This is a genomic window from Pseudomonas sp. YY-1 (assembly GCF_002843095.1).
Classification (GTDB): Bacteria; Pseudomonadota; Gammaproteobacteria; order Pseudomonadales; family Pseudomonadaceae; genus Aquipseudomonas; species Aquipseudomonas sediminis_A.
Window position 1 is genome coordinate 167,708 of sequence record NZ_PJLX01000005.1, and the last position, 12,685, is coordinate 180,392.

12 protein-coding genes and 1 pseudogene are annotated in these 12,685 nt (G+C 62.8%); 8 read left to right on the forward strand and 5 right to left on the reverse strand.

Annotated features, from left to right (window positions below; translation table 11 throughout):
* Positions 1-8 precede the first annotated feature (8 nt).
* From rlmH to lipB, 8 genes are all read left to right on the forward strand, one after another.
* Positions 9-476, forward strand: a complete 468-nt coding sequence (rlmH, locus tag CXP40_RS09375) for a 23S rRNA (pseudouridine(1915)-N(3))-methyltransferase RlmH (RefSeq protein ID WP_013717179.1) — start codon at positions 9-11, stop codon at positions 474-476.
* A gap of 10 nt (positions 477-486) precedes the next feature.
* Positions 487-2,379, forward strand: a complete 1,893-nt coding sequence (mrdA, locus tag CXP40_RS09380) for a penicillin-binding protein 2 (protein ID WP_106733488.1) — start codon at positions 487-489, stop codon at positions 2,377-2,379.
* Between the two features lie 38 nt (positions 2,380-2,417).
* Positions 2,418-3,521 carry a rod shape-determining protein RodA gene (gene rodA / locus CXP40_RS09385; protein ID WP_177429648.1) on the forward strand — a complete coding sequence of 368 codons (1,104 nt, stop codon included), beginning with the start codon at positions 2,418-2,420 and terminating at the stop codon, positions 3,519-3,521.
* Positions 3,522-3,539: 18 nt separating this feature from the next.
* Complete coding sequence (gene mltB / locus CXP40_RS09390; RefSeq protein ID WP_099526364.1) at positions 3,540-4,550, forward strand: lytic murein transglycosylase B; 1,011 nt, start codon at positions 3,540-3,542, stop codon at positions 4,548-4,550.
* The gene (locus tag CXP40_RS09395) at positions 4,547-5,560 is read left to right on the forward strand and encodes a septal ring lytic transglycosylase RlpA family protein (RefSeq protein WP_106733489.1); all 1,014 of its coding nucleotides are present in this window, start codon (positions 4,547-4,549) and stop codon (positions 5,558-5,560) included. Before mltB ends, CXP40_RS09395 begins: the two co-directional genes overlap by 4 nt.
* 109 nt (positions 5,561-5,669) lie before the next feature.
* Positions 5,670-6,845 (forward strand): D-alanyl-D-alanine carboxypeptidase family protein, encoded by a 1,176-nt coding sequence (locus CXP40_RS09400; RefSeq protein ID WP_099526366.1) that lies wholly within the window; start codon positions 5,670-5,672, stop codon positions 6,843-6,845.
* 151 nt (positions 6,846-6,996) lie between these two features.
* Positions 6,997-7,275, forward strand: coding sequence for a DUF493 domain-containing protein (locus tag CXP40_RS09405; RefSeq protein ID WP_017675504.1), 279 nt, complete (start codon positions 6,997-6,999; stop codon positions 7,273-7,275).
* Between the two features lie 5 nt (positions 7,276-7,280).
* Positions 7,281-7,898 carry a lipoyl(octanoyl) transferase LipB gene (lipB, locus tag CXP40_RS09410; RefSeq protein WP_106733490.1) on the forward strand — a complete coding sequence of 206 codons (618 nt, stop codon included), beginning with the start codon at positions 7,281-7,283 and terminating at the stop codon, positions 7,896-7,898.
* A 205-nt stretch (positions 7,899-8,103) separates the two neighbouring features.
* Here the strand turns inward: lipB and lipA are convergent, their stop codons facing one another.
* The 5 genes and pseudogenes from lipA to lptE form a co-directional block, all read right to left on the reverse strand.
* On the reverse strand, positions 8,104-9,156 hold the full coding sequence (gene lipA / locus CXP40_RS09415; protein WP_099526368.1) for a lipoyl synthase: 1,053 nt from the start codon (positions 9,154-9,156) through the stop codon (positions 8,104-8,106).
* A 195-nt stretch (positions 9,157-9,351) separates the two neighbouring features.
* Complete coding sequence (locus CXP40_RS09420) at positions 9,352-10,608, reverse strand: lytic murein transglycosylase (protein ID WP_106733491.1); 1,257 nt, start codon at positions 10,606-10,608, stop codon at positions 9,352-9,354.
* A gap of 81 nt (positions 10,609-10,689) precedes the next feature.
* Positions 10,690-10,836, reverse strand: a pseudogene (gene arfA / locus CXP40_RS09425) (alternative ribosome rescue factor ArfA); the annotation flags it as partial.
* A 93-nt stretch (positions 10,837-10,929) separates the two neighbouring features.
* Positions 10,930-11,964 (reverse strand): DNA polymerase III subunit delta, encoded by a 1,035-nt coding sequence (holA, locus tag CXP40_RS09430; RefSeq protein WP_106733492.1) that lies wholly within the window; start codon positions 11,962-11,964, stop codon positions 10,930-10,932.
* A 57-nt stretch (positions 11,965-12,021) separates the two neighbouring features.
* The gene (lptE, locus tag CXP40_RS09435) at positions 12,022-12,633 is read right to left on the reverse strand and encodes an LPS assembly lipoprotein LptE (RefSeq protein ID WP_106733493.1); all 612 of its coding nucleotides are present in this window, start codon (positions 12,631-12,633) and stop codon (positions 12,022-12,024) included.
* Positions 12,634-12,685 lie beyond the last annotated feature (52 nt).

Genomic DNA, 12,685 nt, shown 5'->3' on the forward strand with positions numbered 1-12,685 from the left:
CGTAAACCGTGCGGATCAAACTGATCGCCGTCGGTTCGCGCATGCCGCGTTGGGTCGAAGAGGGCTGGCAGGAGTACGTCAAGCGTCTGCCTGCCGAATTGCCGCTGGAGCTGGTGGAAATTCCCCTCAATACCCGCGGCAAGAATGCCGACGTCGCCCGCCTGATCCGTCAGGAGGGTGAGGCCATGCTGAGCAAGGTGCAGCCCGGCGAACGTATCGTCACGCTGGAGGTCCATGGCAAGCCATGGAGCACCGAGCAACTGGCAGCGGAGCTCGATCGCTGGCGCCTCGATGCACGCAACGTCAACCTCATGGTCGGTGGCCCGGAAGGGCTGGCACCGGAGGTCTGCGCGCGTAGCGAGCAGCGCTGGTCTCTGTCGCCTCTGACGTTGCCGCATCCGCTGGTGCGTATCCTGCTCGGCGAGCAGATCTACCGAGCCTGGACCGTATTGTCCGGCCACCCGTACCACAAGTGATCAAGTAGTCATGCCGCAGCCGATTCGCCTCAAGGATCACGAAAAGGACGCTCGCCTGGTCAAGCGCCGGGTGCTCGTCGGCGGCGTGGTGATTATCCTGCTGACCTGCGTGCTGGTCATGCGCATGTACTACCTGCAGGTGATCCAGTACGAGCATCACAGCACCCTGGCAGAGAACAACCGTATCCACGTGCAGCCGCTGCCGCCGACCCGTGGGCTGATCTACGATCGCAACGGCGTGATCATCGCCGACAACCGCCCCAGCTTCAGCCTGACCGTGACCCGAGAGCGTGCCGGTGACTGGCTTAGCGTGCTCGATACAGTGGTCGAGGTACTGGAGCTTAGCGAGGACGAGCGCGCGCTGTTCGAACGCCGCGTGCGCCAGGGGCGGCGTCCGTTCGAACCGGTACCGATCCTGTTCGAGCTGAGCGAGGAGCAGATTGCCCGCATCGCGGTCAACCAGTTCCGTCTGCCGGGCGTCGAGGTGGCTGCGCAGCTGGTGCGGCATTATCCGCAGCAGGAGCACTTCGCTCATTCGGTCGGCTATGTCGGGCGCATCAACGAGCAGGAGCTCAAGCGCCTCGACCCTACCGACTATGCCGGCACGCATCATATCGGCAAGACCGGTATCGAACGTTTCTACGAGGACGAGCTGCACGGCGAGGTCGGCTATGAGGAGGTCGAGACCAATGCCCGTGGCCGCGTATTGCGCGTACTCAACCGCGTCGATCCAAAGCCGGGCAAGGACATCGTGCTCAGTCTCGACGTACACCTGCAGGAGGCGGCCGAGAACGCCCTGGGCGGCCGACGTGGCGCCGTGGTGGCCATCGATCCGAACAATGGCGAAGTGCTGGCGATGGTCAGCCAGCCCAGCTTCGACCCCAACCCCTTCGTCACCGGTATCAGCTTCAAGGCCTATGGTGAGCTGCGCGACTCCATCGATCAGCCGCTCTACAACCGGGTGCTGCGCGGCCTCTATCCGCCGGGCTCGACGATCAAACCGATGGTTGCTGTGGCCGGTCTCGATGCCGGTGTGGTCACGCCTACTTCGCGGGTGTTCGACCCAGGCTTCTATCAGTTGCCCAACCACAGCCACAAATACCGTAACTGGAACCGTACTGGTGACGGTTGGGTCGATCTCAATCTGGCCATCGCTCGCTCCAACGACACCTATTTCTACGATCTGGCGCACAAGATGGGCGTCGATCGCATGCACGATTACATGAGCCGCTTCGGCCTTGGGCAGCGTGTTTCCCTGGATATGTTCGAGGAGACCGCCGGCCTGATGCCTTCGCGCGACTGGAAACGGGCACGTTATCGTCAACCCTGGTATCCGGGCGAGACGCTGATTCTCGGTATCGGTCAGGGCTACATGCAGACCACGCCGCTGCAACTGGCGCAGGCCACCGCATTGATGGCCACGCGCGGCAAGTGGATTCGTCCGCACCTGGCCAAGAGCGTCGATGGCCGCCTGCCGTCAGACCCCAATCCGATTGCGGATATCGTCCTGCGTGATCCCAAGTTCTGGGATTACGGCATTCGCGGCATGGAAGAGGTGTTGCACGGCCCTCGCGGTACCGCGCGCAAGGTTGGTGACAGTTCGGTCTATCGCATCGCTGGCAAGAGCGGTACGGCGCAGGTGGTGGCGATCAAGCAGGGTGAGAAGTACGACCGTAACAAGGTACAGGAGCGCCACCGCGACCACGCGCTATTCATCGGTTTTGCACCGGCGAACAACCCGCAGATCGCCGTCGCGGTCATGGTGGAGAACGGTGAGTCCGGCTCCGGTGTTGCCGCGCCCGTGGTCAAGCAGGTGATGGATGCCTGGCTGCTGGATAAGGAAACCGGCCAGCTCAAGGCCAAGTTCGCGTTGCCCAAGCCTGCCGAGGTCAGTCAGCGATGATCAGCAATTTCGACCGTACCCTGTCCGACGAGGACGTGCTGCGTCGTCGCGCCAGTCTGCTGCAGCGTATGCACATCGATGGCTGGTTGCTGCTGCTGTTGCTGATTCTCGGCACTGGCAGCCTGTTCATTCTGTATTCGGCTAGTGGCAAGAACATCGACCTGCTGCTCAAGCAGGCGTCGTCCTTTGGCATTGGCATGCTCGCGGTGGTGGTAATTGCCCAGTTCGACCCGCGCTTCATGGCGCGCTGGGTGCCCCTTGCCTACGTGATAGGCGTCGCGCTGCTGATGGTGGTGGAAGTAATGGGCCATACCGCGATGGGCGCCACACGCTGGATCAATATCCCCGGGGTGATCCGCTTCCAGCCGTCGGAACTGATGAAGATCATCATGCCGATGACCATCGCCTGGTACCTGTCGCGGCACAACCTGCCGCCGCGCTTCAAGCACATCGTCATCAGCCTGGCGATGATCGGTGTGCCCTTCGTACTGATCGTCAAGCAGCCGGACTTGGGCACCTCATTGCTGATCCTCGCCTCGGGTGCTTTCGTGGTGTTCATGGCCGGCCTGCAGTGGCGCTGGATCATCGGCGCCGCCGCTGCCGTGGTGCCGGTCGCGGTGGGCATGTGGTACTTCGTCATGCATGACTACCAGAAACGCCGCGTGCTGACCTTCCTCAACCCGGAGAGCGACCCGCTGGGCGCGGGCTGGAACATTATCCAGTCCAAGGCCGCCATCGGTTCCGGCGGTGTATTGGGCAAGGGCTGGTTGCTGGGTACTCAGTCGCACCTGGATTTTTTGCCGGAAAGCCACACGGACTTTATCATTGCCGTGCTCGCGGAGGAGTTCGGCCTGGTCGGCGTCTGTCTGTTGCTATTGCTCTATCTGCTGCTGTTGGCGCGCGGCCTGGTGATCACCGCTCAGGCGCAGACGCTGTTCGGCAAGCTGCTGGCCGGGGCGCTGACCATGACCTTCTTCGTCTACGTATTCGTCAACATCGGCATGGTCAGCGGGCTGCTGCCGGTGGTTGGGGTTCCGCTGCCCTTCATTAGTTACGGCGGAACCCATCTGGTCACGCTGTTGTCAGGCTTCGGGATATTGATGGCGATCCACACCCACAGAAAGTGGATCGCTCAGGTTTGATTTGGGGGTTATGGGTTAATGCATTCTCTGCGTAGTTGGGCTGCTCGTACGTTGATGGGAGTCGGTATCGCCGGCGTGTTCGGCACTGGCGCTCAGGCGCTGGCGGCCGATTACGACGGCTCGCCGCAGGTGGCCGAGTTCATCGAGGAAATGACCCGCGACTATGGCTTTGCCAGTGAGCAACTGGTCAGTCTGTTCACCGAGGTCGAGCGTAAGCAGGCGATCCTCGATGCCATTTCGCGTCCGGCCGAGAAGGTCAAACCCTGGAAGGACTATCGCCCGATTTTCATCACCGACAAGCGCATCGCTCAGGGTGTGGAATTCTGGAACAAGAACCAGGCTGCGCTGGAAAAGGCCGAGGCCGAGTACGGTGTGCCGCCGCAGTTCATCGTCGCCATCATCGGCGTGGAAACCTTCTACGGCGGCAATACCGGCAGCTGGCGGGTAATGGATGCGCTGTCGACCCTGGCCTTCGACTACCCGCCGCGCGCGCCGTTCTTCCGCAAGGAGCTGCGCGAATTTCTGCTGCTGACTCGTGAGGAGCAGGTCGACCCGATCAGCCTCAAGGGCTCTTACGCCGGTGCCATGGGCCTGCCGCAGTTCATGCCGAGCAGCTTCCGTGCTTACGCCGTGGACTTCGACGGCGACGGCCATATCAACATCTGGAGCAACCCGACCGATGCCATCGGCAGTGTTGCCAGCTATTTCAAACGTCACGGCTGGCAGGCCGGCGGCCAGGTCGCCAGTCGCGTCGAGGCCAGCGGTGCTCGCGTCGACGAAGGCCTGACCCAGGGCCTGGACCCGGTGAAGAGCGTCGCCGAACTGCGCGCGCTGGGCTGGAAGAGCCAGGACAAACTGGCAGAAGACCTGCCGGTGACCGCATTCCGTCTGGAAGGTGCGCAAGGCGACGAATACTGGTTCGGTTTGCCCAACTTCTACACCATCACCCGCTACAATCGCAGCGTGATGTATGCCATGGCAGTCAACCAACTGGCCGAGCTGCTGGTCGAAACGCGGGGTAATCGATGAGTGCGTCCAAACTGCTGCCGCTGGCAGCCTGCGTAACGGCAGCGCTGTTGCTGGCGAGCTGCTCCTCCAATCGGGCACCGCAGCCTGCGGTGGTGCCCGGTCAGTCGGCCGGTATCTCTGGCCCGGATGATTTCAACCGGCCACACAGGGATGGCGCGCCCTGGTGGGACGTCGATGTCTCGAAGATTCAGGACGCCATCCCCATGCCACATTACGGGCCAGTCAAAGCCAGCCCCTATGTGGTGTTCGGCAAGCAGTACTACCCGATTCAGGACGCCCGTCGCTACCAGGCGACAGGGCCTGCTTCCTGGTACGGCACCAAATTCCATGGCCAGGCCACTGCCAACGGCGAAACCTACGATCTGTACGGCATGACCGCAGCGCACAAGACATTGCCGCTGCCTAGTTACGTGCGCGTGACCAACCTGGAGAACGGCAAGGTCGTGATCTTGCGGGTCAATGACCGTGGGCCGTTCTACTCCGACCGCATCATCGATCTGTCCTTCGCTGCCGCGAAGAAGCTCGGCTATGCCGAGAAGGGCACTGCGCGGGTCAAGGTCGAAGGCATCGACCCGCACGAGTGGTGGGCGCAGCAAGGTCGTCCGGTGCCATTGGTGCTGGCCAACAATCAGCCGGCCAAGGCTGCTGTTGCTCAACCCGTCGCGCAGCCCGTGCCGCAGGTCGTCGAGCAGTACGCGCCGCCGCCCGCACAGCACGCCGCTGCGGTGGTGCCCGTGCAGATTGACGCAAAAAAAAACGATTCACTCGGAGCCTCTGGCCTGTATCTCCAGGTGGGAGCCTTCGCCAATCCGGACGCTGCGGAGCTGCTCAAGTCCAAGCTGAGCCAGACCAGCAGTGTGCCGGTGTTCATCAGCTCAGTGGTGCGCGACCAGCAGATTCTGCATCGGGTGCGCATGGGGCCGATCAGCAACCAGGGCGAGGCTGAGCAGCTGCAGAGCAGTGTGCGCCTGGCCAACCTGGGGCAGCCCACGCTAGTGCGTGCCGACTGATGGCAACTTAACCGGTGTTTGCCGGACTAAATCCGAGGCTCGCCTACTGGCGAGTCGAAAGATGGCCCTACGGGGCCGTACAACCCATGCAACGATTTTCGAGAGACGGATGAACATCACCAGCTTCGTGCAACGTGCTTCACTGGTTCTTACCCTTCTGGCCGCGCCACTCGCCATGGCTAACCAGCAGGTGGTGCCTGCGGCGCCGCAACTGGCCGCCAAATCCTATGTTCTGATGGACGCCGCCAGCGGCAACGTCCTGGTCGAGAACAACGCTGACCAGCGCCTGCCGCCGGCCAGTCTGACCAAGCTGATGACCGCCTACATCGCCACCCTGGAAATCCGCAACGGCAAGATCGGCGAGCAGGATCTGGTAACCATCAGCGAGCATGCCTGGCGCACCGGTGGCGCCGCGTCCGGTGGTTCCACCATGTTCCTGCCGCTGAACAGCCAGGCCACGGTCGACGATCTGCTGCACGGCATCATCATCCAGTCCGGCAACGACGCCAGCATCGCCATCGCCGAATACATCGCCGGTAGCGAAGACGCCTTCGCCGACATGATGAACACTACCGCCGAGCGCCTGGGCATGAAGAACAGTCACTTCATGAACGCTACCGGTCTGCCGCACCCGGAGCACTACTCCAGTGCCCATGACATGGCGATCCTGGCTCGCGCGATCATCGACGAAGACGCCGAGCACTATGCGATCTACTCGCAGAAGGAGTTCCTCTGGAACAACATCAAGCAGCCCAACCGTAACCTGCTGCTGTGGCGCGACCGTACCGTCGATGGCCTGAAAACCGGTCACACCTCGGAGGCCGGCTACTGCCTGGTGGCCTCGGCCGTACGTGATGGCGCGCGCATGATCACCTCGGTATTCGGTACCGACAGCGAGCAGGCCCGTGCGGCGGAAACCCAGAAGCTGCTGACCTATGGCTTCCGCTTCTTCGAAAGCCGCACCTTCTACCAGAAAGGCGCAGAGCTGGCTCAGGCCACCGTCTGGAAGGGCGCTACACATCAGGTCAAGGCAGGTCTGGCAGAGAACCTGACCATCACCATGCCCAAGGGCCAGCTGGAAAAACTGCAGGCCAGCATGATCATCAACCCGCAGCTGATCGCCCCGATCCAGCAGGGCGATGTGATCGGCAAGGTCGAAGTCAAACTGGGTGACGACGTGGTGCGCAGCACCGATCTGGTGGCGCTGGAACCGGTAGAAGAGGGCGGCCTGCTGCGTCGTCTGTGGGACAGCATTCGACTGTTCTTCTTCGGCCTGTTCAACTGACAGGCACCGCTGAAAGCGACCTGCGTTGTCGTCATGGCATTGAAACCGGCTGAAGCAGTGCCCATTTACGTGTTGTAAGCCATGCCTCTTTTAGCCCGCCGCTCCAACCCGGAGCGGCCCTTTCTGGACGGGCCACAAGCCCGCTGATGCCATGACCGATAGCGACGTGCAACCGCCAAAAATCGAATTTCCCTGTGAGCGTTACCCGATCAAGGTCATTGGTACCGCTGGCGAGGGTTTCTCCGACCTGGTAATCGAAGTGATCCAGCGCCACGCCCCCGACCTGGATACCTCCACGTTGGTGATGCGTGACAGCCGCAACGGTAACTTCCTTTCCGTTCAGGTGCTGATCACTGCCACCGGTGTCGAGCAGCTGCAGGCGATTCACGTCGATCTGCGTGCAACCGGCCGTGTGCATATGGTGCTGTGATACCCATGCCCGAGCTTGTCGTCCGTCACCTCGGGCTGGTCGACTACCAGCCCACGCTGGAGGCCATGCGCCAACTGACCCGTGAGCGCGATGCGCAGACCCCGGACGAAATCTGGTTGCTGCAACATCCCAAGGTGTTCACTCAGGGGCAGGCCGGCAAGGCCGAGCATGTGCTCGCTGCGGGCGATATCCCGGTGATCCAGGTCGAGCGTGGCGGGCAGGTGACCTTTCACGGTCCTGGGCAGCTGGTGGCCTATCTGATGCTCGATCTACGTCGCCTCGATCTCGGCGTGCGTGAGCTGGTCACCGCCATGGAGCAGAGCCTGGTCGAGCTATTGGCCGGCTATGGCATCGAGGCGGCGCCCAAGGCGGATGCGCCCGGTGTATACGTGGCAGGTGACAAGATCGCTTCCCTGGGGCTGCGCGTCAGCCGTGGCTGCTCGTTCCACGGCCTGGCGCTGAACGTCGATATGGACATGGCGCCTTTCCTGCGTATCAACCCCTGTGGCTACGCCGGGTTGAAGATGGTGCAGCTGCGTGACCTGATGCCATCGCCGCCCGCGTTCGACGACGTGGCGCAACGTCTGGAGCAGGCGTTGCGCGCCCGTCTGGGCTACGCGTAGCGGGTCGTGGTGCCCCCAAGCGGCATGATATTGGCGATTTCTTGGTGCGCACGTCGCACCCTACGAGTTGTAGTCCGGCTGAGTCGTGCGTAGGGTGCGCTGCGCGCAGCAATGAGGTCACTGCATTTCGGCGTGCCGAGTGCATCGTTCGGTCAGCAACGAAAAAGGGACGCCGAGGCGTCCCTTTTCGTTGGTCGTGAAGATCTCAGTTCAGATTCAGCGCCGGAATGAGGCTGGCGTTGACCTCCTGGCCAGGCACCGGAACCGGGGCAGCGAGGCCCAGGTTGTTCTTCTCGAACACGCGGTCGGCGCGATAGCTGGAACGTACCAGCGGGCCGGCGGCGACTTCCATGAAGCCTTTCTCGAGGCCGATGTCACGGAAGCGATTGAACTCTTCAGGGCTGACCCAGCGTTGCACCTTGAGGTGGTTGCGCGTGGGTTGCAGGTACTGGCCGAGGGTGAGGATGTCCACGCCGATGGCGCGCAGGTCATCCATGGTTTCCAGGATTTCTTCGTCGGTTTCACCCAGGCCGAGCATCAGGCTGGTCTTGGTCAGTACGTCCGGGCGGTGTTTCTTGGCGTGCTCGAGCACCTTGAGGGTCTTCTCGTAGCCAGCGCGCGGGTCGCGAACCACATAGGTGAGGCGTTTGACCGTCTCGACGTTCTGCGCAAAGACTTCCAGGCCGGAGTCGACCACGCGCTCGATGGCCTGGTGATCGCCATCGAAGTCCGGAGTCAGGGCCTCGACCACCACCTGCGGGGTGTTTTCCTTGATCGCTCGCACGCAAGCTGCATAGTGGCCGGCGCCGCCGTCTTCGAGGTCGTCACGATCCACCGAGGTCAGCACGATATAACGCAGGGCCATCAGTTCCACCGACTTGGCGGTGTTCTGCGGCTCTTCCAGGTCCAGCCAGCCATTGGGGTTGCCGGTGTCCACGGCACAGAAACGGCAGGCACGGGTGCACACCGAACCCATCAGCATGATCGTGGCCGTGCCATTGGACCAGCACTCGCCCATGTTCGGGCAGTGCGATTCCTGGCAAACGGTGCTCAGGCGGTGTTCGCCGACGTTGCGCTTGACGGCCTCGAAACGGCTGCCGCCAGGGGCCTTGACCCGCAGCCACTTGGGCTTGGGTTCGAAAACCTGGGGTTCGGCCGAGGCGCGGCGCTTCTGGCCATCCTTGATCGCGGTGATGCCTTGGGCGGTGCGAAACTTTTCGCCGCTGGCGACGGATTTGGGCGAGGAGGTGTCGGACATCGGAAATCTGGGCTCCGGTAGAGGCTCCGTGGGCAGGTGGCTTTTGGCCGCCGGCCAGTCTACCACAGAAGGTGTATGCAGACGTTGAGGCCGCCTGTCGACAAAGCACCGGCAAGGTGCCGCCTGGGCGTCGCTGTGACAGCTTGGCAAAGGGCTCGCCACTGATGGCAAGCCCTTGCCGGGACAGGCCTGGATTCAGCGTGTGCGCAGCTGTTCCAGCAGCTGGGTATTGGGGTAGCCATCGGCTGGCCAGTTCAACTGCAGTTGCAGGGCGCGAATGGCTTTGCGCGTATTGGCGCCGATGATGCCGTCGGCCGGGCCTGGGTCGAATCCTGCCTTGGTCAGCAGCTCCTGCAGTTCGACGCGCTCGCTACGACCCAGTTGGCGCTCGCCGCGCGGCCACTGTCCTTTGACTTCGCTTGGACGCAGCAGGTTGTCGGCGAGCAGACCGATGGCCAGCGCGTAGGACGTGGAGTTGTTGTACTTGAGGATGCTGCGGAAGTTATCTAGCAGCAGGAAGGCCGGGCCTTTGTGGCCGGCAGGCAGTTGCAGGCTGGCGCGGGCACTGGCGGCCGCACCTGTCGGTGCCAGCGGGCGGACGCCGAGCTCTGCCCATTCGGCCAGCGTGCGGCGCTGATCGGGATCGGCCAGGGCGTAGTCGAAGCCGTTCGGTAGATTCACCTCGAAGCCCCAAGGTTGACCACGCTGCCAGCCAGAAGCCTGTAGATAATGTGCGGCGGATGCCAGTGCGTCGGTCGAAGAACCCCACAGGTCGCGCTTGCCGTCGCCGTCGAAGTCGACGGCATGCTGGTTGTAGGTCGTCGGCATGAACTGGGTCTGCCCCATGGCACCGGCCCAGGAGCCGATCATGCGCTCGCTGGATACATCGCCGTTCTGCAGGATTTGCAGCGCAGCCAGCAATTGAGCGCGCCAGAAGCTCTGGCGGCGACCGTCATAGGCCAGGGTGGCGAGGGAGCGAATGACGCTATTGCTGCCGATGTTGTTGCCGAAGTTGCTCTCCAGGCCCCAGATGGCTACCAGGATCGGGGCTTCGACGCCGTACTGCTGCTCGATGCGTTGCAGCACCAGGCTGTGCTGCGCAAGCAGCACCCGGCCGCGGCCGATACGGCTGGAGGAGACGGCACCGTCCAGGTACTCCCACACCGGGCGAGTGAATTCGGGCTGACTACTGTCTGCCTTGAGCACCGCAGGGTCGGGGGTGACGCCGGCGAATACGCGATCGAACAGCGCTGCGTCGATGCCAGCGGCAATCGCTTCGCTACGCATCGTCTGGCGCCAGTCGGCAAAACTGGGCAAGGGCGTTTCGGCTACAGTCTGGACCGCTGCAGGGGCAGTGGCGGTAGGCAGATTTTCCGCAGGGGCCTGGGCGCAGGCCGCCAGCAGCAGGAGAGGAAGCAGAGCCAGGGCGCGACGTGGAAGCTGGTGTGGCATGTCTATCTCAAGGCGTTTAAGCAGGCGGTTACCTTAGCACGCTCGACGGGGATTCTGGGCTATCAGCGAAGCGAAGAGGCCCATAAAGCAAGAAGCCTCCCAATTGTGGGAGGCTTCGCGGCGGTAGCTGCCTTTACCTTTCTGTGGTCGCTCCTGGCGGGAGCGAAACAGTGGCTGGGCGACGATGGATTTGGCCTTGTTCGGCCGTTTGCCGGCTTTCTTGCTCATGGCGTTTCCTCATGCAGACTGGCCTGCGCCAATGCAGGCAGCGGAGAACTATGCGCCGCTGTACAGAAAATGTCCAGATTTTGGGAGCCTGCACTACGGAGCGAGACGCAGCCTTTGTCCGGACAGTTGCAGGGTCAGCATGGCCAGCTCGCTCCACGGATCACCGGGCGCCTGGCCCTTGATCTGTGCGTCGATCAACTGCGCCTGCTGCAGCAACTGGCCCCAGCGTTTGCTGCTGTGACGCTGCAAGGCTTTGGAAACCAGGGGGCGACGTTTATCCCAGACTGGCGGGCGGGCGCTGGAGAAGGCTTTGTCCAAGGGAATACCCTGGCTCTGCTGGTGGGCGATGCCGGCCAGCAGACGAATCTCGCGCGCCAGCGCCCAGAGAATCACCGGGGTTTCCACACCTTCACCACGCAGCCCTTCGAGGACGCGCAAGGCGTGTGCGGCATCGCCAGCGAGGGCGCAGTCGATCAGGCCGAAGACGTCAAAACGCGCACTGTCAGCTACGGCGGCCTGGACGGTTTCGGCATCGACCTGGTTGCCGTCGGCGAGCAGCTTGAGTTTTTCCACTTCCTGAGCGGCGGCCAGCAGGTTGCCTTCCACCCGCGCGGCGATCATGTCCACCGCATCGGCGCTGGCGCTCAGGCCGGCCTGCGCGAGGCGCTGGCGAATCCACTGCGGCAGCTGATTGGCATCCACCGGCCAGATCTGGATGAACTGGCTCATCTGGCCGTCGATCAGCGCTTTGGCCCATTTGGATTTTTGCGTGCTGCCATCGAGCTTGGGCAGGCTCAGCAGCAGGACGGTGTCCTCGGGCGGGCGGGCCAGGTACTCGAGCAGGGCGGCGGTGCCCTTGTCGCCTGGCTTGCCGGAGGGCAGGCGCAGTTCCAGCAGGCGCTTCTCGGCGAACAGCGAGAGGCTGGCACCCGCCTGCAGCAGGTTGCCCCAGTCGAAGTTGGCTTCGGCATTGAACACCTGGCGTTCGCCGAACCCTTGCTGGCGACAGGCATTGCGGATGGCGTCAGCAGTTTCCTGGCACAGCAATGGCTCGTCGCCGCTGATCGCATAGACAGGTGCGAGCGTGCCTTGCAGGTGTTTGCCGAGTTGCGCGGGGGCAAGCTTCATCGAGTCGATGTCATCAGGCAGGCGGGGCGTCGGGCCGCAGGTGCGGCCCTTGAGCCTTTAGCGGGACGGCAGTTCGATTGGCGACTGCTGCGGGGCGACCTGGCTCGCGCGCGCACGGCGCTCAGCTTCCAGTGCTTCGGCTTCGGCCTTGGCACGGGCTTCTGCGGTCTGCTGCAGTTGATCCAGTCGCTCTGGGCTGATCTGTTGTAGGCTGAACATCAGTTGCTGGATCATTTCACGGCGCAGTTCACCGCGCAGCTGAGCGGCTTCCTGGTCGGAGCCTGCGAGGTTGTTGTCGTCCTGCTGGTAGTAGTTCTGCACTTCCACCTTGTTGCCGGTCAGCAGCAGGTTCTGTGCGCCGCGGATCTCGTATTCCAGGCCCATGGTCAGCTCGTACTCGGCGGTACGGGCACCGCTGCTGTAGCTAGCACTGCGACGATTTTCGGTCTCGCGGGCGATCACCAGCTTGTAGGGCGCACCGGGGTAGACGCGAACATCGTTGTTCTCCAGCACTTCACGCACTTGCTGCACGGTGTCGCCGTAGGCGTCGCGCGCGCTGACGTCGAGTTCCTTGAGGGCGAACTGCATGTCGCCGGTGCCGCGCAGCTGGAAGCCGCAAGCGCTGAGCAGGCCAGCCAGGCCGATGATCAGCAGATTCCGTTTCATCATTCTCATATCCCCTTGGCGGATCACGGCGCCACACATGTGTGGCGCCGAGCTT